Raw genomic sequence first — 21878 nt, 5'->3', positions numbered from 1 at the left:
ACGATCCGGCGGGAGAGGAAAAACTTATGCCACGTTGCGGGATTGTCCGGCCAGTTCTGCCAGGATTTCATGGTTTTCGATAGTGATATATTTGCCTTTTACCGCCAGCATGCCGCTCTTCTGGAAACGACCGAGCAGACGACTAATGGTTTCCACGGTCAGACCGAGATAGTTGCCGATATCGCCACGGGTCATCGTCAGACGGAATTCGCGCGGGGAGAAACCACGTTCGGCGAAACGGCGCGACAGGTTATAGATAAAGGCCGCGAGGCGCTCCTCGGCGTTCTTTTTCGACAGCAACAGGATCATATCCTGGTCGCCTTTGATCTCGCCGCTCATCAGGCGCATCATCTGCTGGCGCAGGCTCGGCATTTTGCCGGAGAGATCGTCTAACGTCTCGAACGGGATTTCGCAGACCATAGAGGTTTCCAGCGCCTGAGCGAAGCTTGGGTGATGCGCGGTGCCGATAGCATCAAAACCCACCAGATCGCCTGCCAGGTGAAAGCCGGTGATCTGCTCGTCGCCCTGTTCGGTGATGGTGTAGCTCTTGATCGTGCCGGAGCGGATAGCGTACAGCGATTTTAATTCATCGCCCGCTTTAAAGAGCGTTTGCCCTTTCTGGATGGGCTTTTTGCGCTCGATAATATTATCGAGCTGATCAAGCTCATGCTCATTCAGGGTAAAAGGGATACACAACTGGCTGATACTGCAATCCTGGCAATGGATGGCACAACCGCCAGACTGAATGCGTCGTATAATTCGCTTTTCCGGGATCATAAGTTCGCTCAAGCCTTAATTGATATTAGTCAATTTTAACATATTTTGACCGTACAGGTAAATCCGGCTAATGCGCAAACAAAGAAAAGATCTTGGTCTAAATCTGACGTTTACTGCCATCCATCTGAATTACGGCGTATTTAATAAATTCCAGAAAATATTATTTTACAGTGTGAATTAAATCAGCAAATAACCTTCATGACGCAATAACCACTCCTTGCGCGCCACGCCACCCGCATAGCCGGTTAATGTGCCGTTACGGCCGATAACGCGATGGCATGGCACCACAATGCTAATGGGGTTCGAGCCGTTCGCGGCACCCACCGCGCGTGCCGCGCCCGGACGTCCTAAGCGCTCTGCCATCTCGCCATAATGCATCACCTGGCCGCATGGAATGGTGCGCAGCATCTGCCAGACTTCACGCTGAAACGGCGTGCCAGCCGTGGCGGTCGGCAGTGAATCAATCACCGCGAGATCGCCTGCAAACCACGCGCGAAGCGCGTCTGAAAGCCCGCCGGGGTTGAGGCAACCCACGCGGCGAAAGCCTTCCTGACGGTAATGAATGGCAAGCAATTGCTCCATACGATCGCTGTGTTCTTCCCATTCCACCGCGCGCAGGCGCGACTGTTCATCAGCGATAACCCACAGCGGGCCTAACGGCGTCTCGATTTTATCTTCCAGTAATGTCAGCATTCGCGGTCTCCTTTTGAGGCGTCAACATAGCATGGCGCTCAGCGGCTCGCCATACCGCCACAGGGGGAGCGGAGAAGGGGGAATAGCGGGCATTCCCTTGCCCGAAGCAGCCGGTAAACGGCGTGCTGATGTCATTCTGGACCGGAAAGTAAAAAACCTTTTCGCTAAGCCGCCACATTTCCGGAAAAAAGAAAGCGGCCTCTCTTTTTTCTGGAAAATAAAAAAATAGAGCCTGAAGACATCATATTCAGGCCCCACAGTACACACAGCAGCGCGTCCAGGCTTTGTTACCGCGATTATTATTCCTTAACATGCGGATAAAGAATTTATAGCAATTGAAACGCATATTGTCACAGCGAAGGGGTGATTTCATTCACATATGTTTAACACCAACGATTAGCGAAACTGAATAATGTGATCCCGCCAGGCAATGTTCATCACCGCAGCGCGAAAAGCCTGCCGTATTCTTTGTCGTTTATCGTTTCGCTATCTCTGGATGAAAAATCACGACAGAAAATAGTGCGCACAGCGCCACACATTGAGCCATTCTGAAAGGGAGGCTATAGTGTGCGCCCTGACGAAGTCCCGGAGGATTGACCGTGAACCCTGACGACAAATCACTCTTTCTTGACGCCATGGAAGATGTCAAACCCCTGAAAAACGCCAACGTCGCGCCGTGCCTGAAACCGAAAGCGCCACGTCTCGTGCCGCGAGTCGACACCTTACAACTCGACAACCCGCTAACCACCGGTTTTCTGGATCTCATTCCGCGCGATGAGCCGCTGGAGTTTCGCCGCGAGGGGCTCCAGCAGGGCGTGCTGGACAAACTGCGGCTCGGTAAATATCCCCAGCAGGCGAGCCTCAACCTCCTTCGCCAGCCGGTGGAGCAGTGCCGCCAGAGGCTCTTTGCGTTCATCCACCAGGCGAAACGCGACGGGTTGCGTAATCTGCTTATCATCCACGGCAAGGGCCGTGAAGATAACTCCCACGCCAATGTCATTCGCAGCTATCTGGCGCGCTGGCTGACCGAGCTTGATGACGTGCAGGCGTTTTGCACCGCGCTCGCCCACCACGGCGGCGGTGGAGCCTGCTATGTGGCGCTGAAAAAATCCGCTGAGGCGAAGCAGGAGAACTGGGAGCGCCACGCCAAACGCAGCCGCTAATCCGCACCGGGCGAAGTCGCCCGGTTGCTCTTCATCACACCTTCCACCTGCCGCGCTGCGGTTCCGCTATCTTTAAACAGAGACGCATCGCTGTACCCTGAAGGTTTCATATGAAAATGATTAGGCCTTTACTCATATGGAATCTGCATGAAACAGTGATAGCATGAGCCGCTTATGTGGTAATGACTCAATGAGGCAGTATGAAAATTCAGCTCATCGCAGTAGATATGGACGGCACCTTTCTTAACGATAACAAACAGTACGATAAAGAAAGATTTACAACGCAGTATGCGGCGCTGAAGCAGCAAGGCATTAAATTCGTGGTGGCGAGCGGTAACCAGTATTACCAGCTCATCTCATTCTTCCCGGAGATCAAAGACGAGATAGCGTTTGTGGCCGAAAACGGCGCGCTGGTCTATGACCACGGCGAACGCATTCATCACGGCGAGCTGACCCGCGAGCAGTATCACCAGGTGGTGAAAACGCTCTCGGAACAGGGCGATTTCAACTATGTGGTCTGCGGGCTTGCGAGCGCGTATTACCAGGCGGGCGCGCCGGAGGCGTTCATCAGCCTGATGTCAAAGCACTATCACCGCCTGAAGCCGGTGGAGAACCTGCTCGATATCGACGACGTCATTTTCAAATTCTCGCTTAACCTGCCGGATGACCAGATCCCGGCGCTGATTGAAAACCTGCATAACGAGCTGGAAGGTGTCGTTAAGCCGGTCACCAGCGGCTACGGTTTTGTGGATCTGATTATCCCCGGATCGCACAAAGCGAGCGGCCTTGAGCGTCTGATGGCGCGCTGGAATATTACGCCAGACGCCTGCGTGGCGGTGGGCGACAGCGCCAACGACCTCGAAATGCTGCGTCTGGTGAAGTATTCCTTTGCGATGGATAACGCGGCGGCCGAAGTGAAAGAGACCGCGCGTTATGCGACCGGCTCCAACAACCAGAGCGGCGCGCTGCAGGTGATTGACGCTGTGCTGAACCACCACAGCCCGTTTAACGCGCCGTAGCTGGGCACACACGCGCCCGGCGGCAGATCAGGCCGGAATAAAAGGCTCGCCGAGCGTCAGCATCAGCCGGTTGGCCCAGGCGAAAAACGCCGTGGCCTGCACCAGATCCAGCAGTTCCAGGTCGGTCAACGCCTGCTCACGCAGCGCGGCCACGTGCGCAGCACCTGCCGTGGCGGGGGTGGCCGACAGCGCCGCGCTGAAATCGATAATCGCCTGCCAGCGCGCCGATTGCCCCGCGCTCAGGCTCCCGCCCGGCGCCACCTCCAGCAAACGCTGCACCGCGTCGTTATCTTTCGACAGCTGACTCGCCTTACGGGCATGGACCGAGGCGCAGTAAATGCAGCCATTCACTTTGCTCGCGACCGCCGCCGCCAGCTCGCGCTCCGCCCGCGCCAGCCCGCCTGGGGTGTAGAAAATGCCTTTGTCCGTGAGCGTCCGTGCCTCCAGTGCGGGCAGGTTACGTGCCAGCAGGCGGAAATACCCGGAATCCTGATGCCCGAATCGGCGCAGCGTCTCCTGCTCATCCGGGCTGAAGGCGGCGAACGGTTTCGGTGCAAGCCACGGCTCCCAGCCCAGTTCATCCTGCGTGAAGGCGGTGGGTGCAGATTGTCCGCTCTGCGTGGTGGGCGCGGTATGCCAGCGGCCTGCGGGCGGAATGGCGGTTTCGCCCGCCACGCGCCCGCCGTTAATCAGCCGGTAGCCGCGCAGCAGTCGGCTCTCGAAGCTCACAAACGCCACCACCTGCGCGAGCGTCACAATGGCTTCTTCGCTGAATCCGGCTTCCGTCAGCGCCGCGATTTCCTGCGCGGTCGCCTGCACCGGATGAAACGTGAGGATCTCCGCATGGCCGAGCGCGACGGAGAGACGCGCGGGCGGTGCCGGTTCGTCTTGCAGTGCCGCCGAATAATGCGCAGACAGCGCCTCATCCTCATGCCAGCGCGCCACCTCGCGGGCGAGATGCAGGCGCTCGGCACGGGTGAGATCGCTTGCGCCGTTAAACAGCGCCTCGCGGCTGCGGGCAATATTTAGCGTCGCGGCGTCGCGGGTGGCGCGCGCCAGCGCCAGCGGGGAGCCGGGCGTGATATCCGCGAGGGTATCGAGAAGATCGGACGAGCGGGTCATAAGGTTTCCTTGATCGGGTTAAGGGTGGAGACATCAGCGCCAGGTGCGGCCTGTTTCCAGCCAAGCGCGGGGGCCACCTGCTGCGCCAGCAGTGAGATGGAGCGCAAGATAAACGGGTGCGGCGGATCGATGGAATGCACCTGGAACGACAGATCGGTGGCGCGTGCGAGCGCCGTATCGTGCGACAGCGTGGCGAGCGTTTCCCGCGGCGTGCCGAGATGCACATCGAACGCGGCGATATAATCTTCCAGCGTCTCGCCCGTAAGCCGGTGGCCCTGCGCGCGGAACTGGGCGGCCTGGGCCGCCAGCCCGGTTTGCGCGAAGCGGCGGGCGTCGTCACTGTTATCCGTCACAAACGCGGTGCGCGAGGCCATAATGCGCGGCGCAACGCCTGCGGGCAGCGCATCGAGATAAGCGTCGATAATCGGGTTTTGCAGCGCGTCCAGCGGCATATCCGGCTCGCCCGCCGGGCGTGGCTGGGTGCGTGACAGCATCAGGCCGTCACCGGCGCGTCCGGCACGCGCGCCGCCGTCCACTGAAAACGTCGCCTGCCAGAGCCGCAGGCGCAACCCGCGCGCCGCCGGGTAGAGATGATTATCGGTGCCCGCCAGCGGCTCATCGTTCAGCGCCGCGCGCAACAACGCCAGATGACGCCCATACGCCTCGCCACGTTCTTCGCTTTGCAGCCCGAACGGCGGAAACGAGGAGGGCGTGCCGCCGGAGCCCAGCCCCAGCTCCACGCGCCCGCCGCTAAGCAGATCCAGCACGGCGGCGTCTTCCGCCACGCGCAGCGGCGATTCCATCGGCAGCGTAATGATCCCCGTACCGAGCCGGATGCGCCGGGTCTGCGCCGCCACGTGCGCTAAAAACAGCAGCGGCGAGGGCAGCCCGCCTTCCGCTTCATGAAAGTGATGCTGCGCCACCCAGGCGGTGTCAAAACCGCTGCGCTCGGCGTGCAGGATCTGCTCGGTGGCGAGGCGGTAGCGCTCGGCCGCGCTGACGCGGTCCAGCAGGCGGGTGAAAAAACCTAAGCGTTTTTGGGTCATGCGACATCCTTATTCAACGGGCGGGGCGCCGGAATGGCGTTAAGCAACTGGCGCGTGTAGTCGTTTTGCGGCGCGCGGAAGACCGTGGCGACATCGCCATGCTCCACAAGCTTTCCGGCGCGCAGCACCGAGACCTGATGCGCGAAGCGGCGCACGGTCGCCAGATCGTGGGAGATAAATAGATAGGTGAGGCCGAGCTCATCCTGCAGGGTTTCAAGCAGCGACAGGATCTGCGCCTGTACGGTGACATCCAGCGCTGACGTCGCCTCATCAAGAATGACGATTTGCGGGCCAGGGATGAGCGCCCGCGCAATCGCGACGCGCTGACGCTGGCCGCCGGAGAGCTGATGCGGCTTATGCGCCAGCAGCGCAGTAGGCAGCGCCACGCGCGCGGCCATGTCATACACCTTCTCGCGCCGCTCGGCGCGGGAGAGGCGGGTAAAGTTGCGAAGCGGCTCCTCAATAATGGAAAACAGACTCTGGCGCGGGTCGAGGGACGAGAACGGGTTCTGCCACACCATCTGAATCGTCTGGCGCAGCGGGCGGCGCGCCTCGCGGCTGAGCGTGGCGTAATCGTTGCCATTAACCGTCACCGTGCCGCTGACAGGCGTCTGAAAGCCGAGCAAAATGCGCGCCAGCGTGGTTTTGCCGCTGCCGGATTCGCCTACCAGCGCATGGGTCATGCCGCGCTCCAGCGTCAGGTTTACCGCATCCAGCGCGGTCAGCGTATGGCCGCCGCCGAGCGTAAAACGCTGTGTCAGCGCGCGGATCTCCGCAGCCGGCGGGCCATTTCGCGCCGGGCGCGTCCGAAAACCGTCGGCGAACGCCGGGGCGTCGGCAAAGAGCTGCCGGGTATAGGCCGCGCGCGGCGCGTGGGTGATTTGCGCCGCACTCCCAATTTCCTGGATCTCGCCATGACGAAACACCAGCAGCCGGTCGGCACGCGAGGCGGCGAGCGCCAGATCGTGCGTGATAAACAGCACGGCGGTACCGGCGTCGCGACGCAGTTCATCCAGCAGATCGAGAATGCGCGCCTGCACCGTCACATCCAGAGCGCTGGTGGGCTCATCGGCGATGATAAGCGCAGGCTTCAGCGCCAGCGCAATGGCGATCAGCACCCGCTGTTTCATACCGCCGGAGAGCTGGTGCGGATACTGCCTCGCCCGCAGCGCCGGTTCGCTCAGCCCGACACGCGCAAGCAGCGCCACCACTTCCGCGTCACGCGCGCGACGGCTAAGCCCGGTGTGAAGCGCTAACACCTCCGCGACCTGATCGCCGATGGTTTTCACTGGGTTCAGCGAACTGCCGGGGTCCTGCGGCACCAGGCTGATAACTTTGCCGCGCAGCGCGTTCATCCGCCGCTCGCTCGCGTGGGTTATCGTTTCGCCGTTCAGGTGAATATCCCCGCCCAGCCAGACGCCGTTTTCGCCCGCAAGCCCGATAATCGTCTGCGCGAGCGTGGTCTTGCCGGAGCCGGATTCACCGACAATCGCCAGCACTTCGCCGGGAGCGACGGAAAAAGAGACGTTATGAACCACGCGGCGCACGTCGCGCCCGTGACGCCAGCCGAGGCTCAGATTGCGCACGTCCAGTACAGGTTCGCTCATCATGCTCTCCGGGTGTAATAGTGGCTGAGGGTATTGGCGGCCAGCACCACGGCGATCGCCGCAAGGCCGGGGAAGGTGGTGAGCCACCAGGCGGTTGAGAGATAGTTGCGCCCTTCGGCAATGAGCAGCCCCCATTCCGGCGTGGGCGGCGGCGTGCCGTAACCGAGAAAGCTCAGCGTGGAAAGCGCAAGAATGGCGTTGCCGAACTGGAGCGCGGCGTAGGCCAGCACCGAGGTCAGCGAATTGGGCAGGATATGTCGCCACAGCGTGCTGAAGAACGTGCCGCCGCAGGCGATCGCCGCCTCGACATAATCGGTATGCCGCACGCGGACGACTTCGGCGCGGGCAAGACGCGCAAAGCTCGCCACCGAGGTGACGCCCACCGCCAGCGCGGCGTTGACCGTGCCAAAACCGAGCAGGATAATGACGCACAGCGCCAGCAGCAGGCCGGGGATCGCGAGCAGCACATCCACCAGTCGCATCAGCCATTGCTCGGTGCGCCCGCCCGCGGCACCGGCGACGACGCCATAGAGCGTGCCGGCGCCAAGCCCCAGCGCGACAGCCACCAGCGCGCCGCTGAGCGTATGCGACGCGCCCCAGACCAGCCGGGCGTAAAGATCGCGCCCCAGTTGATCGGTGCCGAGCCAGTGTTCGGCCCCTGGCGGCAGACGCTGCGCGCCCGGCGTGCCGGTAAGTGGATCATACGCGGTGAAAAGGGACGGAAAGAGCGCCCACAGCGCGGCCAGCAACAGCGTAAGCCAGGCGAGCGCCAGCCCTGGCGGCAGAGGCGGGCGACGCAGAAAGCGCGTGCGGCGCGCCCGGACATGCGAGAGATCAAGTGTGGTCATCAGGCGGCCCTCCGCGACAGTGACAGCCGGGGATCGAGCAGCGGATAGAGCAGATCCACCAGCAGATTGATGAGTACAAACCCGAGCGCCGCCACCAGCACAATAGCCTGTAACACCGCCAGATCCTGATTATTCACCGCGTCGCGGGTCAGTTGTCCGAGCCCGTTTAAGCCAAACACGGTTTCAGTCACCAGCGCGCCGGCAATAAGTTCACCCAGCAGCAGGCCCGCGACGGTCAGCACCGGCAGCAGGGCGTTGCGCGCCACGTGACGCCACAGCACGCCGCGGTGGCTGGTGCCTTTGGCGCGCGCGACGGTGACAAACGGCTGGTGCATCACCACGTCAATATTGCGAATCAACAGTTGCGCCAGCGGGGCGCTGATGGGTACTGCAAGCGTCATCACCGGCAGTATCAGCCCCTCCCAGAAGCCCGGATTAATCACCGGGATCAGCCGCCACTGGAAAGAAAAAAGCTGAATAAGCGTGATCCCAAGCCAGAACGTCGGCACCGCGACAAACAGCGACGGCAGCGCTGCGAACGTCCGGCGCAGCGCGCGCCCGTAACTCAGCGTGGAGAGCGCGGCGAGCAGGACGGCGATCACCAGCGCCAGCGTAAACCCGAGCGCGGCAAGGCGCAGCGTGGCGGGGAGGCTGGCGGCGAGCAGGGCGCTCACCGGGACGCCCGCCTGAAGGGAAAAGCCGAAATCGCCGCGCAGCGCGCCGCCGAGGCTTTCCAGATATTGCCGCCACAGCGGCGCGTCCGCGCCGTAGGCGGTGCGCATCTGCGCTATCTGGGCGGCGTTTAACCCCAGTTCCGGGTTCTGAAACTTAATGGCGATCGCATCGCCCGGCAGCAGTTGCAGCAGCACAAACGAGACGGTAAAGCTCGCCCACAGCACCAGCAGCGCCTGACCGACGCGCGCGCCGAGATAACGCCCGTCCATCAGTGTTTCTCCAGCCAGACGCCGTAAAAGCTCGGACGGCCCACCGCTTCAAACGTGAGGTTTTTTACCCACGGCGCGGCGGCGTAGACCTGCGGCTCTTCGAAAATCGGAATGATGTAGGCGTTATCAATGAGATACGCCTGCGCGTCGCCCGCTGCCGCGAGACGTTTTTGCGGGTCAACCTCCGAGGCGATGGTGGTGAGAAGCGTATTAAGCTTGTCGTCAATAAAATCGGTTTTCTGGCTCAGGCCGCCTTTTTGCAGCAGCGCGTCGCGGTTTAACGGGTGAAACTGGCTTTTGATGACGTCCGGATCGGCGCGGCCCACTTCCACCACGTTAACCGGCGTTTTGGCCGGATCGAGGCTGTCCTGCGCTTTGGTGCCCGCGTCGCCCGCGCGCACGTTGAGCTGCACGCCCACTTGTTTCCACTGCTGCGCCACCAGTTGCAGCACCTCTTTATTCTGCGGCTGCGGCAGCGATTCATAGACGGTCAGGCTCAGCGGCTGTCCCGCTTTGGTTCGAATCCCGTTCGCGCCTTTTTGCCAGCCCGCTTCGTCCAGCAGACGGTTCGCAAGCGCCGGGTCAAAGGTCAGTCTGGCGCTTAAATCGCGATAGCCAGGCGCGCTTTTCGCCACCACAGAAGTAGCGACCGGATAGTTCGGTGAAAAGAGAGTATCGACAATCTGGCGCGCGTTGGTCGCGTGAAGCAACGCCTGGCGCACTTTCAGGTCAGCCACCAGCGGGTTGGCGGGGCGAAAGGCGATGCTGTCATTGACGCCGCGGGTCGGCGCGGCATAGATGGGGAACTGCTGATCCGCCGCCTGTTTTTCATCATACGCCTGCACCTGGCGAATGGCGTCTGCCTGGCCTGCCAGCAGCGCGCCGATGCGCACGCTGTCTTCGGGCGTCACCACGATCTTAATGCCGTCGAGATTCGCCGGGCCTTGCTGCGCGCTGTTCTGCGGCCCCCACCGGTAATCCTTACGCGCGATAAGATTCACCTCGCGGCCCAGCGTCTCGCTCTGTACTACAAACGGGCCGGAGCCGATGATATGGCGCGCGTCGCCAAGCTCATCAAGATTGCGCGCGAGCGTACTGAGCGACACCAGCCCGGAGCCAATCGCCGAGGTGCCCTGTAAAAAACCGGGCGAGGGTTTGCTGAAATAAAACTTCACGGTCAGCGGATCGACGACTTCGCTGCGCTGATAGTTGTTAATCACCTCGGAAACCGGCAGGCGCTGTGCCTTATTGCCAAGCCCGTAAGTATCAAAGTTTTTGGCCACGGCAGTGGCGTCAAGCGGCGTGCCGTCAGAAAACGTCACGCCGGGGCGGATTTTAAAGGTGTATTCGGTTTTATCCGCGTTGCTGCTCCAGGACTGCGCTATCCACGGCTCTATTTCCAGCGTTTTCGGGTTCTGCCAGGTGAGCTTATCGGTTATCTGGTTCAGGATGCCGCCGTTGGGGTAAAAACCCCCTGCGGGCGGGTAGAGCGTGGTGTGCGCCTGCTGCTCCAGATAAATCAGCGTGCCGCCTTTCACCGGCGCGGCGCTTGCCGTATTGATCAGACCAAACGCGAGGCCGAGCGCCACGCCGCGCGCGGTAATGGAAAAGTGCATGGTGAATGTCCCTTATCGTCCGTTGTTATTAACTGTCTGTCGACGTTATAAAAACGCAGGGCGTCGGGGATGAGAACCAACAAAAATCGCTATCTAAATGCGGAAAATATATTTGGCCCCTCCGCGGGCGCGAAGGGGCGAGGGCGTCAGAAGAAATATTTAAAGCGCACGCGTGCGCCGTAGCGGTCTTTATCGCCCTCGTTATCGTAGTCGCTCTCTTTGAGAGACAGCTGCGACCAGTAAGCGCCGAGGTAGATATTGAAGTTGTCCATATCCATCACGTTGGTGAAGCCGTAGGAGAGATGCACGGTGTGAATGTCATATTTGCCGGGGTATTTCAGCTGGCCGTCTTCTTCACCGACGCTCGACATATTGAAGTCATCAATATTGTTGTGCGCGTAGATATAACCAAGCTCCAGATGACGCCACAGCACGTTGGCCCCGGCGCTGAAGTCGGTTTCGTCATCGGCGTCCATATACGCGGTATTGATGTTAATCACCGTACCGTCGTCCGGATCGTTCTTCAGGCTGTTCCAGGTGAAGGTCGCGCCATAGCCGGTGCGGTCTGACTGATCCTGAAAACGCCCCTGGGCGTCGTTATAGCCGTAAGCGTTGCTCACCACGTTGGTTTCCATCGCCACGGCGGCGGAGAAGTGGTCGTCGCGCCACGCAACCACCGGGCGCATATAGATAACGTTCTTTTTATTCTCCAGCGCGTTGCCGTGATAGGTGTCGTCGGCAAACAGCGTGGTGCCGTCTTTCACCATATTGTTCAGCTCGAAATACCAGTTGCCGTATTCGCCGCTGAACTGCACCGCGCCGCCGTTGCTGCTGCGCCCGCGGCCCTCTTTCATCATGTAGACGTAGCCGAAGCCGTCGCCGTAAATATCGTTCGCGGTGTTGCCGGAATACTGAATAAAGGTGTCCTGATTGAGCGGGAACATATCGTAAGCTTCAAAACGACCGACCTTGATTTTCCAGGCCTGCGGCTGACCGAAGTAAAACGCCGCGTCATCAAGATTGGTATGCCCCGACAGATCCGCGAGCGGCTGCACCGTGAAGCCTGCGAAATTGCCGTTTTTCTCGCGGTAACCATCCACGCCCAAAAGAATACGGCCGTTGACATCCCATTTTTCATGGTCGCCCGGTTTCCAGTCTTTATCGTCAGAGGTGCGCAGCGACGTAAGCTGCCCGGTGCGGCTCGCCGCATCGACGTTAAACTCCACGTCGCCTTAGAATTTCAGATCGCCCTGCGGCGTATTCACTTTCATTTCCGCCATCGCGCAGGGCGCAAGCAGGCTGAACACACAGGGCAGTACCATCATCTTTTTCATCGTGTCTCTCTTATTGTTGTCAGTTTTTGGGCATAAGGCGGCCTTACCGCCGTTCGTAAACGGCGGTGTGGGCCTGTCAGAGGTTTTATTCCGTACGCGCGGGGCGTTCTCCTTTACGCGCGGGGGACCGACAGCGTGATACGGTTCCAGGTCAGCGGCGCGAGCGTGAGCGTGTTCTCACGCAGGCTGCCGTGCGGGTAATCGATAATCTCCGGGCGCACGCGGTTCGGATCGTCGAAAGTGTTTTTCGCGTACAGATCGTCGCTGCGCAGCACGCTGTGCTCTTTCAGACGGCAGTCGCTGAAGGCGGGCAGGTTGATATCAAGCTCATAAGCGGTAGTGAAATCGCAGTTCACGGCGAAAATATAAATTTCGCCGCGCGCCTCGTTATACACCACTGACGACTGAACGCTGCGGGCGTCGCCATATTTGCTCGCAAACGTTGGCACCGGCAGCTGGTGGCGCAGCACCACGCCCTCGCTGACGCTCGCGACCATCTCAAACGGCCAGTAAAGCGTCTGGCAGAGCGCGCCTTTGCCAGGCTCGGTGAAAATCGGCGCGATGACGTTCACCAGCTGCGCCAGGCTCGCCATTTTCACCCGGTCGGCGTGGTTCAGCAGCGAGCAGAGCAGGCCGCCCATCACCAGCGCGTCGAGGAACGAGTAGCGGTCTTCCAGCAGCGGTGGGGCCTCACGGAAGCGGTTCGCCGGATCTTTCATCGGCGCGTCCCACGGATCGCCGCGCAGATACCAGACGTTCCACTCGTCAAAGGAAATCATCATCTCTTTATTACTGCGCCGCACCGCTTTGGCATAATTGGCGGTGCTGACGATGGTTTCGATGAAATTATCCATATTGACGAACGAGGCGAGAAAATCGGTCTCGCTGCCTTCGTTCTCGTAATACTGGTGACAGGAGATAAAATCGACGTAATCGTACAGCTCCTCCAGCACGATGCGGTCCCACTCCGGGAAGGTCGTCATCGCCGAGCTGGAGCTGCCGCACGCCACCAGCTGCGCCTTAGGGTCGATACAGCGCAGGATTTTCGCGGTTTCGCGCGCCTTATGCGCATACTCGCGGGCGTTCATTTGCCCGGTCTGCCACGGCCCGTCCATCTCATTGCCAAGACACCACAGGCGGAAGTTATACGGTTCGCGGCGTCCGTGCTGAATGCGCAAATCGCTGAGCGTGGTGCCGCCGGGGTGGTTGCAGTACTCGGCGAAATAGCCCGCCTCCTGCGGCGTGCCGGTGCCAAGGTTCACGGCGATCATCGGCTCGACGCCGGTTTTTTCGCACCAGCGGGCAAACTCATCAATGCCAAACTGGTTGGTCTCTTTACTTATCCAGGCGTAATCGAGGCGCACCGGGCGCTCTGCTTTCGGGCCGATGCTGTCGCGCCAGTTAAAGCCGGAGACATAATTGCCGCCGGGGTAGCGCACCGTGGTGACGTGCAGCCCTTTGACGAGATCAATCACGTCCTTACGAAACCCGTCCTCATCCGCGAGCGGATGCTCAGGCTCATAGACGCCGGTATAGACCGCGCGGCCCAGATGTTCAATGAACGAGCCAAACAGGCGCGGGTCGATGGCGGAAATCACGTTCTGCGGGTCGAGCGTAAATGAAAGCGTGGTCATAACGTCTCCTTATTAACGAAGGGCGGCATCGCTGGCATATTTGCCGACGCTCAGGTCATCCTGAATTTTCTGCATCGTCTTTTTGTCGAGCTTATAAAACAGGAAAATGGTGGAGGTCAGTACGCCGCCGATGGCCGGAATAAAAGTAATCAGCATCATAATGGCCTGCTGTGTCGCGGGTGCCTGCACGGCGGCTTCAGGAACATAATGCGTGGCGGAAAGCACCAGCGCGGTAATGGCACCGCCGATGGCGAGGCTCACTTTCAGCGCAAACAGGTTGCCGGAGGCATAAATACCGGACATGCGTTTTTTGAGTTTCCATTCGCCATAATCGTCGGCATCGGCGATAAACGACCAGAATACCGGAACGGTAATCGCGCCAATCCACGCGCGCAGCGTATTCAGAATAAAGATCAGCATCACATTTTGCGGGTCGATAAAATAAATCACGACGGAAATGGCGGCCGTAATAAAACCCACCGCGATATACAGTTTCACTTTGCAAATATAACGGGTGACGAAACTCGTCGCGAGATTACCGAGCACGCAGGCGACCACGCCAATACTGATAAACAGCGTCGTCATGGTGTTATCGAGATGCATTAAATATTTGGTGAAATAGATAGTCGCGCCGCCACAGACGAACGCCGGAATACAGCCAATAAACATCCCGGCGACGACCATCAGCCACTGGTCATTTTTAAAGGCCGAGCGGAAATTACGCACGATATTTTCCTGCTTTTCGCGCTGCGGCATAATGCGTTCGCGGGTATTAAAAAAGCAGAGTAAAAACAGGCACAGGCCGATAACCGAGAACATCGCGTTGGTAATAAAAAAGCCTTTTTGCTGGTTGCCGCCGCCAAGATAATCCACCAGCGGCAGCAGCGTCAGAGAGCAGAGCAGCACGGCGCTGTTAGCCATGGTGAAGCGATAGGACTGGCAGGCCACGCGGTCTACCGGGTTCGCGGTGATCACGCTGCCAAGCGAGCAGTAAGGAATATTCACGGTGCTGTAGAGAATGGAGAGCAGCAAATAGGTGACGAAAGCGTATATCTCTTTCGCGCCAGTGCTTAAATCCGGCGTATAAAACGCAAAAATACAGATGGCGCAAAAAGGCACGCAGCCGTAGAGGATCCACGGGCGAAAACGGCCGTGGCGGGTCGGGTAACGGTCCGCCAGCGCGCCAATGACCGGATCAATAAACGCATCGAGCAGCCGCACCACTAAAAACATTGTGGCGATAAGGGCGGCGTTCAAGCCAAATATATCGGTATAAAACCAGGTTAAAAACATGGTTACCGGCCCCCAGCTCATATTGCAGGCCGCATCACCAAATCCGAAACCTAATTTCTCCCGGACCGTCAGTCGGTCCTGGGCAGGCGTCACTTTATCCAGCACTGCTGATTGCTGCACCATGATAAACCTCGTTGAATGAAATACCTGAAAGCCAGGGTGAGCATAAGGTAGCGGAGGAATACCCGGTGCGATGTGGCGCGCTTTTTATATTTTATAAATACCGCTTCCCATCCATATAAATGACAAAAAAATACATACCGCTATTTCGAATGAAAATAAGCGCGGCGAGATAATTGGTTTCTTATGGTGATTATCATTTCACGGAATAGTCGCGGAAATTTCAAATGATATATTTATTTGCCGCTGCGCTTATAGGCTTAATAATACTGAGCCTTTATTTTTATGCGTAATAAATAACTATTCCCCGGCTTAGGATTATCCTTAGGTTGAAAGGGCGATAAATTCAGGTCAGGCAGGGGGTAATAATAAGAAAACGCGATGGCCGGGCAACTGTGCCCGGCGGAAAATCAATGCGCGACGGCGTGGGAGAACAGGTTTATCACGAGTACGCCCGCGATAATCAGCCCCATGCCGAGCATGGCGGGCAGATCGAGCTTCTGGCCGAGAAAAATCCAGCCCACCACGCCAATCAGCACAACACCGACGCCAGACCAGATAGCGTAAATAATGCCGGTCGGAATGGTGCGCATGGTGATGCTTAAACACCAGAACGCGATACCGTAACACAGCGCTGTCACCAGCGTCGGCAGCAGACGGGTAAAGCCTTCAGAGAGCTTTAAAAACGTCGTGCCAATTACTTCACACACAATCGCCACAGAGAGCAGCAGCCAGGTCATGATGTTACTCCGTCATTGCCAGTAGAGTTTCGATTAACGCCGCCCGATCGTCAGGCGGCACCGTGTGGTCGCCGCAGAGCGCGGCAAACCAGAATCCATCTGCCGTCATGCGGCAGAGCAGCCGACGCCGTGTTTTCTCAGGCGAGGCGTGTTCGTCGTCGTCGCGCGGCAGGGCGTCCCGCAGAAAGACGCCCCAGCGCTGCTGAAGGGCCGGGTCGGCGAAAATCGCCGTCATCAGCGCGCGTTGCATGGCCTGTTCACTGTCCGGCATTTTTCTGACACAGGCATGAATATAAGCGCGTGTGGCGCGACCGTTCGGGTTCGGATCCTGAGCCATCAGCGTCTGGATCTCTTCCAACAGCGCCTGTTCAAGGTGGTGCATCACGCCGTCCACCAGCGCCTGGCGGGTCGGGAAGTGGTGCTGTAAACCGCCTTTGCTGATCCCGGCGCGGCGAATGACTTTTTCCTGCGTAAGGCCCGTCAGACCTTGCTCGGCGATAACCCCGGCGGCGCATTCCAGCAGCGTCTGGCGCAGCGCCTCGGGTGATTTTGAACGATGATGTGCTTTGCTCATAATAAACAATCCGTCTGGATGGATTGTTTAATCGTATCGCCCGTGCAGACAACTTTCAATAAACGGGAGTTAAACGCGACGGGGGAAAGAAAGGCCAGCGCGAAGGCTGGCCTGAAAGAAGATTAGTGGGTTTTTAACCCGGCGGCGCTCATCAGCAAGCGCAACACCATGCTGACCGCGCCGAGCGCCAGAACGCTCGCGGACCAGATGACCACCAGCCACAGCAGCTTTTTCCAGCGCGGCGAATCGTGATGTTCCATCAGTGATAGCCCTCCCCATGCTGAACTTTGCCGCGGAACACGTAGTAGCTCCAGAAGGTGTAGACCAGAATTATCGGGATAATCAGCAGCGCGCCCACCAGCATAAAGCCCTGGCTTGCCGGCGGCGCGGCGGCCTCCCAAAGCGTGATATCAGGCGGAATGATGTGAGGCCAGATGCTGATGCCAAGCCCGCTGAAGCCTAAGAAAATCAGCCCCAGCGTCAGCACGAACGGCAGCGTGTGGCTCTCAGAGTCCGCAAGCTTGCGCCACAGCCAGAGGCTGAACAGCGCCACCAGTACCGGCACCGGCAGCAGGAACCAGAGATTAGGCAGCGTGAACCAGCGATCGGAAACCGCCTGATGGGCGAGCGGCGTCCAGGCGCTGATAATAACGATCACCGCCAGCAGCGCCAGCAGTAGCGAACGCGCGAGGCGACGCATATTGTGGTGCAGCTGGTTTTCACTCTTCATGACTATCCAGCTTGCGCCGAGCAGCGCATAGGCGACCACCAGCCCCACGCCGCAGAAGAGGTTAAACGGCGTCAGCCAGTCGAGCGCGGAACCGCTGAAGGTGCGGCCTGTGACTTTAAAGCCGTTAATCACCGCGCCCACCACCACGCCCTGGCAGAAGGTCGCCAGGATCGAGCCGCTCAGAAACGCCTTATCCCAGAAGGGCCGGTGGGCGGGCGTCGCTTTAAAGCGGAACTCAAACGCCACGCCGCGAAAGATAAGGCCAATCAGCATCAGCGTCAGCGGAATGGTCAGCGCGTCGATGATAACGGCATAGGCCAGCGGAAACGCGCCGAACAGGCCCGCGCCGCCCAGCACCAGCCAGGTTTCGTTGCCGTCCCACACCGGGGCCACGCTGTTAACCATCACATCGCGGTCGTGACCGTCACGCACAAACGGGAACAGAATGCCGATGCCGAGATCAAAGCCGTCCATCACGATATACATCAGCGTGGCGAAGACGATAATCACGAACCAGATAATGGAGAGATCGATACCCATTACGCTTTCTCCTCTGCGCTATCCAGAGATTCGCCTGCCGCCGACAGCGGACGCGCGGGTCTGCCGTCGGTGCTGGAAGGGATATCATCCAGCGGCTGCGGCCCTTTTTTAATCAGTCGTACCATGTAGCTGTAGCCGACGCCGAAGACGGAGGTATAAACCACGATAAAGGCGATAAGGCTCAGGCTCATCTGCAGGTCGCCGTGGCCGGAGACCGCGTCGCGGGTGCGTTGCAGCCCGTACACGACCCACGGCTGGCGGCCCACTTCGGTCGTTACCCAACCTGCGAGAATGGCAATCAGCCCGGCCGGGCCCATCCAGAGCGCGAAGTGGTGGAAGGGGCGAGACGTGTAGAGGCGGTTCTTGTAGCGCAGCCAGACGCTGATTACGCCAAGCAGGATCATTAAAAGCCCCATCGCCACCATAATGCGAAACGACCAGAACACGATGGTGGAGTTCGGCCGATCTTCTTTCGGGAACTCCTTAAGCGCCGGCACCTGTTTATCAAGGCTGTGGGTCAGGATAATGCTGCCGAGTTTTGGTACTTCCAGCGCGTATTTGGTACGTTCTTCGTCCATATCCGGGATGCCAAAGAGCGTCAGCGGCGTCGCCTCGCCCGGCGGGTTCTCCCAGTGGCCTTCAATGGCCGCGATTTTGGCGGGCTGATGCTTAAGCGTATTCAGCCCGTGCATATCGCCAATCATTGCCTGAATGGGGGCGACTATCAGCGCCATCCACAGCGCCATAGAGAACATACGGCGAATCGCGGGCGTATCGTTGCCGCGCAGCAGATGCCAGGCGGCAGACGCGCCAACAAAAAACGCGCTGCTTAAAAACGCCGCTATCGACATATGCAGCAGGCGGTACGGGAAGGAGGGGTTGAAAATTACCGCCACCCAGTCCACCGGCACCACCTGGCCGTTGTGGATCTCAAAGCCCTGCGGCGTGTGCATCCAGCTGTTGGAGGCGAGGATCCAGAAGGTCGAAATCAGCGTGCCGAGCGCCACCATGCAGGTGGAGAAAAAGTGCAGGCCGGGGCCGACTTTATTCCAGCCAAACAGCATCACGCCGAGGAAACCGGCTTCCAGGAAGAAGGCGGTCAGCACTTCGTAGGTCAGCAGCGGGCCGGTAATACTGCCCGCAAACTGTGAAAAGCCGCTCCAGTTCGTACCGAACTGATAGGCCATCACCAGGCCTGAGACCACGCCCATCCCGAAGTTAACGGCGAAAATTTTCGACCAGAAATGGTACAGCGAGCGCCATACCGGATTTTTTGTTTTCACCCACAGCCCTTCCAGCACCGCCAGATAGCTGGCGAGACCGATAGTTATAGCGGGGAAAATAATGTGGAAAGAAACAGTAAAGGCGAACTGAATCCTTGCCAGATGAAACGCATCTAAACCAAACATGCAAACCTCATGACATAATGTTGTCCGCGATCATGGTAATCCGGGGCAGCACGAACGTGCAGAAACAGAAAAACGTTATTTGACTATAACAGTTAAATAAAAAGTTGCGATTTTGCTTGCCTGATCTAACCAGACGGCACGATGATACGCGCTCTGCGTTAACCCCTTGTGAATGCGGCCGGATGCCGCGAGGTGCGATGAAAAAATACCAGCGGCTGGCTCAGCAGATAACCGATCAGATTGCCCTCGGGGTGTGGCACCCTGGCGACCGGCTGCCGTCCCTGCGCGAGCAGGTGGTCAGCAGCGGCATGAGCTTTATGACCGTGAGCCACGCCTATCAGACGCTGGAAAGTCAGGGGATCATCGTGGCGCGCCCGCAGTCCGGTTACTACGTCGCCCCGAAACCCACGCCCCGCGCGCCGCAGGCGCTCGAACAGGTGACCCGCGACGAGCAGGTCGACATCAACACCTATATTTTTGACGTGCTCCAGGCGAGCACCGACGCCGCCGTGGTGCCGTTCGGCTCGGCGTTTCCCGATCCGCGCCTCTTTCCACTGGCGCAGCTTAACCGCTCGCTCTCAAGCGTCAGCCGCTCGGCCAACGCCATGAGCGTGATTGAGAACCTGCCGCCGGGCAACGAGGCGCTGCGCCACGCTATCGCCCGGCGATACGCGATGCAAGGCATGAACGTCTCGCCCGATGAAATTGTCATTACCGCAGGGGCGCTCGAAGCCTTAAATCTGAGCCTCCAGGCGGTGACCGAGCCCGGCGACTGGGTGATTGTCGAAAACCCCTGTTTTTACGGCGCGCTTCAGGCGCTGGAGCGTTTACGGCTGAAGGCGCTCTCTGTGGCGACCGACGCGGTCAACGGCATCGATCTCGCGGCGCTCGAAAAGGCGCTGCAGGAGTACCCGGTGAAAGCCTGCTGGCTGATGAGCAACGCCCAGAACCCGCTCGGCTTTACGCTGAGCGCGCAGAAAAAGCAGCAGCTGATGGCGCTGCTTTCGCGCTACAACGTGGTGCTGATTGAAGATGATGTCTACAGCGAGCTTTACTACGGGCGCGAGAAACCGTTGCCGGTGAAAGCCTGGGATGACCAGGGGCTGACGCTGCACTGTTCGTCATTTTCCAAATGTCTGGTGGCCGGGTTTCGCATCGGCTGGGTGGCGGCGGGGCGCCATGCGCAGCGCATCCAGCAGCTTCAGTTGATGAGCACGCTCTCTACCAGCTCGCCGATGCAGATGGCGCTGGTGGATTATCTCGCCACGCGGCGCTACGACACCCACCTGCGGCGTCTGCGCCGCGTGCTGGCGGAGCGTAAACAGGCGGCGTGGCAGTCGCTGCGCCGCCACTTTCCGCAGGCGGTTAAAATTCACCGCAGCGAGAGCGGCTATTTCCTCTGGGTAGAATTGCCCGCGGCGCTTGATGCAGGAAGGCTTCACGAGCAGGCGCTGGCGCACCAGATAAGCATTGCGCCCGGCAAAATGTTCACCACCAGCGCGCGCTGGCATAACTATTTTCGCTTCAACGCCTCCTGGGCGTGGGGCGAGCGCGAAGAGCAGGCGGTGAAGACGCTCGCGCGGCTCATCCGCGAAGCAATGGCGAAAGCGCCGCAATGAAGCGATAAACGGGTAATGACTCCAACTTATTGATAGTGTTTTATGTTCAGATAATGCCCGATGACTTTGTCATGCAGCTCCACCGATTTTGAGAACGACAGCGACTTCCGTCCCAGCCGTGCCAGGTGCTGCCTCAGATTCAGGTTATGCCGCTCAATTCGCTGCGTATATCGCTTGCTGATTACGTGCAGCTTTCCCTTCAGGCGGGATTCATACAGCGGCCAGCCATCCGTCATCCATATCACCACGTCAAAGGGTGACAGCAGGCTCATAAGACGCCCCAGCGTCGCCATAGTGCGTTCACCGAATACGTGCGCAACAACCGTCTTCCGGAGCCTGTCATACGCGTAAAACAGCCAGCGCTGGCGCGATTTAGCCCCGACGTATCCCCACTGTTCGTCCATTTCCGCGCAGACGATGACGTCACTGCCCGGCTGTATGCGCGAGGTTACCGACTGCGGCCTGAGTTTTTTAAATGGCGGAAAATCGTGTTGAGGCCAACGCCCATAATGCGGGCGGTTGCCCGGCATCCAACGCCATTCATGGCCATATCAATGATTTTCTGGTGCGTACCGGGTTGAGAAGCGGTGTAAGTGAACTGCAGTTGCCATGTTTTACGGCAGTGAGAGCAGAGATAGCGCTGATGTCCGGCGGTGCTTTTGCCGTTACGCACCACCCCGTCAGTAGCTGAACAGGAGGGACAGCTGATAGAAACAGAAGCCACTGGAGCACCTCAAAAACACCATCATACACTAAATCAGTAAGTTGGCAGCATCACCGATAAACGCGCGAAATAACCTTTCGGTAATGCGCGTTTATATTCTCAAATAAAGAAAAGGTTATTGCCGAAATAAAAAACCATGCCTGATTCAGGCTTATTCCACAGCGATTATTTCTGTTAATCGTCTTTCCGCTCGGGCATATGAAATCATAATAGTTAACGGAAAAGGCTTCACATCGCTAAGCGCCTGTCTACACTGTGAAAAACCACCACCTGATTTATGCAACGACAGCGCTGAAACAATAAAGAGTGCGCGGTTTGTCACAACC

Annotated in this window: 19 protein-coding genes and 1 pseudogene; 3 read left to right on the top strand and 17 right to left on the bottom strand. The window is 58.8% G+C overall.

Going from position 1 to position 21878, the window contains the following annotated elements; genetic code table 11:
- Positions 1–24: 24 nt before the first annotated feature.
- Together fnr and ogt are read right to left on the bottom strand one after the other, a co-directional pair.
- The gene (gene fnr, locus CSK29544_RS15895; RefSeq protein WP_004385865.1) at positions 25–777 is read right to left on the bottom strand and encodes a fumarate/nitrate reduction transcriptional regulator Fnr; all 753 of its coding nucleotides are present in this window, start codon (positions 775–777) and stop codon (positions 25–27) included.
- A gap of 177 nt (positions 778–954) precedes the next feature.
- A complete protein-coding gene (gene ogt, locus CSK29544_RS15890) occupies positions 955–1470 on the bottom strand; it encodes a methylated-DNA--[protein]-cysteine S-methyltransferase (protein ID WP_007890909.1) in 516 nt (171 codons plus the stop codon).
- A 599-nt stretch (positions 1471–2069) separates the two neighbouring features.
- Here ogt and smrA point away from each other — a divergent pair.
- Together smrA and CSK29544_RS15880 are read left to right on the top strand one after the other, a co-directional pair.
- Positions 2070–2633 (top strand): DNA endonuclease SmrA, encoded by a 564-nt coding sequence (gene smrA / locus CSK29544_RS15885; protein ID WP_004385862.1) that lies wholly within the window; start codon positions 2070–2072, stop codon positions 2631–2633.
- 200 nt (positions 2634–2833) lie between these two features.
- Positions 2834–3652 (top strand): Cof-type HAD-IIB family hydrolase, encoded by an 819-nt coding sequence (locus CSK29544_RS15880; protein ID WP_004385861.1) that lies wholly within the window; start codon positions 2834–2836, stop codon positions 3650–3652.
- Positions 3653–3679: 27 nt separating this feature from the next.
- Here CSK29544_RS15880 and CSK29544_RS15875 read toward each other — a convergent pair whose 3' ends face one another.
- The 14 genes and pseudogenes from CSK29544_RS15875 to CSK29544_RS15815 all read right to left on the bottom strand — a co-directional run bounded on the left by CSK29544_RS15875 (position 3680) and on the right by CSK29544_RS15815 (position 19209).
- On the bottom strand, positions 3680–4774 hold the full coding sequence (locus CSK29544_RS15875; protein WP_007890917.1) for an alkylhydroperoxidase domain protein: 1095 nt from the start codon (positions 4772–4774) through the stop codon (positions 3680–3682).
- Entirely contained in the window at positions 4771–5820 is a 1050-nt protein-coding gene (locus CSK29544_RS15870; protein WP_007890919.1) for a putative FMN-dependent luciferase-like monooxygenase, read from the bottom strand. Before CSK29544_RS15870 ends, CSK29544_RS15875 begins: the two co-directional genes overlap by 4 nt.
- Entirely contained in the window at positions 5817–7427 is a 1611-nt protein-coding gene (locus CSK29544_RS15865; RefSeq protein ID WP_029039404.1) for a dipeptide ABC transporter ATP-binding protein, read from the bottom strand. Before CSK29544_RS15865 ends, CSK29544_RS15870 begins: the two co-directional genes overlap by 4 nt.
- Positions 7427–8275 (bottom strand): ABC transporter permease, encoded by an 849-nt coding sequence (locus CSK29544_RS15860; RefSeq protein ID WP_007891528.1) that lies wholly within the window; start codon positions 8273–8275, stop codon positions 7427–7429. Before CSK29544_RS15860 ends, CSK29544_RS15865 begins: the two co-directional genes overlap by 1 nt.
- Positions 8275–9219 carry an ABC transporter permease gene (locus CSK29544_RS15855; protein ID WP_029039405.1) on the bottom strand — a complete coding sequence of 315 codons (945 nt, stop codon included), beginning with the start codon at positions 9217–9219 and terminating at the stop codon, positions 8275–8277. Before CSK29544_RS15855 ends, CSK29544_RS15860 begins: the two co-directional genes overlap by 1 nt.
- Positions 9219–10835 carry a TIGR04028 family ABC transporter substrate-binding protein gene (locus tag CSK29544_RS15850; protein ID WP_029039406.1) on the bottom strand — a complete coding sequence of 539 codons (1617 nt, stop codon included), beginning with the start codon at positions 10833–10835 and terminating at the stop codon, positions 9219–9221. Before CSK29544_RS15850 ends, CSK29544_RS15855 begins: the two co-directional genes overlap by 1 nt.
- 146 nt (positions 10836–10981) lie before the next feature.
- Positions 10982–12169, bottom strand: a pseudogene (locus CSK29544_RS15845) (carbohydrate porin).
- 113 nt (positions 12170–12282) lie between these two features.
- Positions 12283–13803 (bottom strand): arabinosylfuranosidase ArfA, encoded by a 1521-nt coding sequence (gene arfA / locus CSK29544_RS15840; RefSeq protein ID WP_007891521.1) that lies wholly within the window; start codon positions 13801–13803, stop codon positions 12283–12285.
- A 12-nt stretch (positions 13804–13815) separates the two neighbouring features.
- Positions 13816–15219, bottom strand: a complete 1404-nt coding sequence (locus tag CSK29544_RS15835; RefSeq protein ID WP_007891520.1) for a glycoside-pentoside-hexuronide (GPH):cation symporter — start codon at positions 15217–15219, stop codon at positions 13816–13818.
- 407 nt (positions 15220–15626) lie between these two features.
- Positions 15627–15959 carry an SMR family transporter gene (locus CSK29544_RS15830; protein WP_171965389.1) on the bottom strand — a complete coding sequence of 111 codons (333 nt, stop codon included), beginning with the start codon at positions 15957–15959 and terminating at the stop codon, positions 15627–15629.
- Between the two features lies 1 nt (position 15960).
- On the bottom strand, positions 15961–16530 hold the full coding sequence (locus CSK29544_RS15825; RefSeq protein ID WP_007891516.1) for a TetR/AcrR family transcriptional regulator: 570 nt from the start codon (positions 16528–16530) through the stop codon (positions 15961–15963).
- Positions 16531–16652: 122 nt separating this feature from the next.
- On the bottom strand, positions 16653–16790 hold the full coding sequence (locus tag CSK29544_RS23200) for a DUF2474 domain-containing protein (RefSeq protein WP_004387121.1): 138 nt from the start codon (positions 16788–16790) through the stop codon (positions 16653–16655).
- Positions 16790–17800: a cytochrome d ubiquinol oxidase subunit II gene (cydB, locus tag CSK29544_RS15820; protein WP_007891513.1), complete on the bottom strand. Its 1011-nt coding sequence runs from the start codon at positions 17798–17800 to the stop codon at positions 16790–16792. Before cydB ends, CSK29544_RS23200 begins: the two co-directional genes overlap by 1 nt.
- Positions 17800–19209: a cytochrome ubiquinol oxidase subunit I gene (locus tag CSK29544_RS15815; RefSeq protein ID WP_004387119.1), complete on the bottom strand. Its 1410-nt coding sequence runs from the start codon at positions 19207–19209 to the stop codon at positions 17800–17802. Before CSK29544_RS15815 ends, cydB begins: the two co-directional genes overlap by 1 nt.
- Positions 19210–19406: 197 nt before the next feature.
- Between CSK29544_RS15815 and CSK29544_RS15810 the strand changes: the two genes are divergently transcribed.
- Complete coding sequence (locus CSK29544_RS15810; RefSeq protein ID WP_029039407.1) at positions 19407–20828, top strand: aminotransferase-like domain-containing protein; 1422 nt, start codon at positions 19407–19409, stop codon at positions 20826–20828.
- A 26-nt stretch (positions 20829–20854) separates the two neighbouring features.
- Here CSK29544_RS15810 and CSK29544_RS15805 read toward each other — a convergent pair.
- A protein-coding gene (locus CSK29544_RS15805) for an IS1-like element IS1B family transposase (RefSeq protein ID WP_095033700.1) occupies positions 20855–21552 on the bottom strand; the annotation gives its coding sequence in 2 pieces (ribosomal slippage) (positions 20855–21303 and positions 21303–21552; 699 coding nt in all).
- Between the last annotated feature and the right edge of the window lie 326 nt (positions 21553–21878).

Source organism: Cronobacter sakazakii, assembly GCF_000982825.1.
Lineage (GTDB): Bacteria > Pseudomonadota > Gammaproteobacteria > Enterobacterales > Enterobacteriaceae > Cronobacter > Cronobacter sakazakii.
This window is presented reverse-complemented; position numbering and strand designations above follow the sequence as displayed.

Coding starts and splice junctions, on each gene's coding strand:
- CSK29544_RS15870 (WP_007890919.1), bottom strand. CDS start 5,820: ATGACCCAAAAACGCTTAGGTTTTTTCACCCGCCTGCTGGACCGCGTC.
- arfA (WP_007891521.1), bottom strand. CDS start 13,803: ATGACCACGCTTTCATTTACGCTCGACCCGCAGAACGTGATTTCCGCC.
- CSK29544_RS15835 (WP_007891520.1), bottom strand. CDS start 15,219: ATGGTGCAGCAATCAGCAGTGCTGGATAAAGTGACGCCTGCCCAGGAC.
- CSK29544_RS15810 (WP_029039407.1), top strand. CDS start 19,407: ATGAAAAAATACCAGCGGCTGGCTCAGCAGATAACCGATCAGATTGCC.
- CSK29544_RS15825 (WP_007891516.1), bottom strand. CDS start 16,530: ATGAGCAAAGCACATCATCGTTCAAAATCACCCGAGGCGCTGCGCCAG.
- CSK29544_RS15875 (WP_007890917.1), bottom strand. CDS start 4,774: ATGACCCGCTCGTCCGATCTTCTCGATACCCTCGCGGATATCACGCCC.
- CSK29544_RS15880 (WP_004385861.1), top strand. CDS start 2,834: ATGAAAATTCAGCTCATCGCAGTAGATATGGACGGCACCTTTCTTAAC.
- ogt (WP_007890909.1), bottom strand. CDS start 1,470: ATGCTGACATTACTGGAAGATAAAATCGAGACGCCGTTAGGCCCGCTG.
- CSK29544_RS15860 (WP_007891528.1), bottom strand. CDS start 8,275: ATGACCACACTTGATCTCTCGCATGTCCGGGCGCGCCGCACGCGCTTT.
- CSK29544_RS15855 (WP_029039405.1), bottom strand. CDS start 9,219: ATGGACGGGCGTTATCTCGGCGCGCGCGTCGGTCAGGCGCTGCTGGTG.
- CSK29544_RS15850 (WP_029039406.1), bottom strand. CDS start 10,835: ATGCACTTTTCCATTACCGCGCGCGGCGTGGCGCTCGGCCTCGCGTTT.
- CSK29544_RS23200 (WP_004387121.1), bottom strand. CDS start 16,790: ATGGAACATCACGATTCGCCGCGCTGGAAAAAGCTGCTGTGGCTGGTG.
- fnr (WP_004385865.1), bottom strand. CDS start 777: ATGATCCCGGAAAAGCGAATTATACGACGCATTCAGTCTGGCGGTTGT.
- CSK29544_RS15865 (WP_029039404.1), bottom strand. CDS start 7,427: ATGAGCGAACCTGTACTGGACGTGCGCAATCTGAGCCTCGGCTGGCGT.
- cydB (WP_007891513.1), bottom strand. CDS start 17,800: ATGGGTATCGATCTCTCCATTATCTGGTTCGTGATTATCGTCTTCGCC.
- CSK29544_RS15815 (WP_004387119.1), bottom strand. CDS start 19,209: ATGTTTGGTTTAGATGCGTTTCATCTGGCAAGGATTCAGTTCGCCTTT.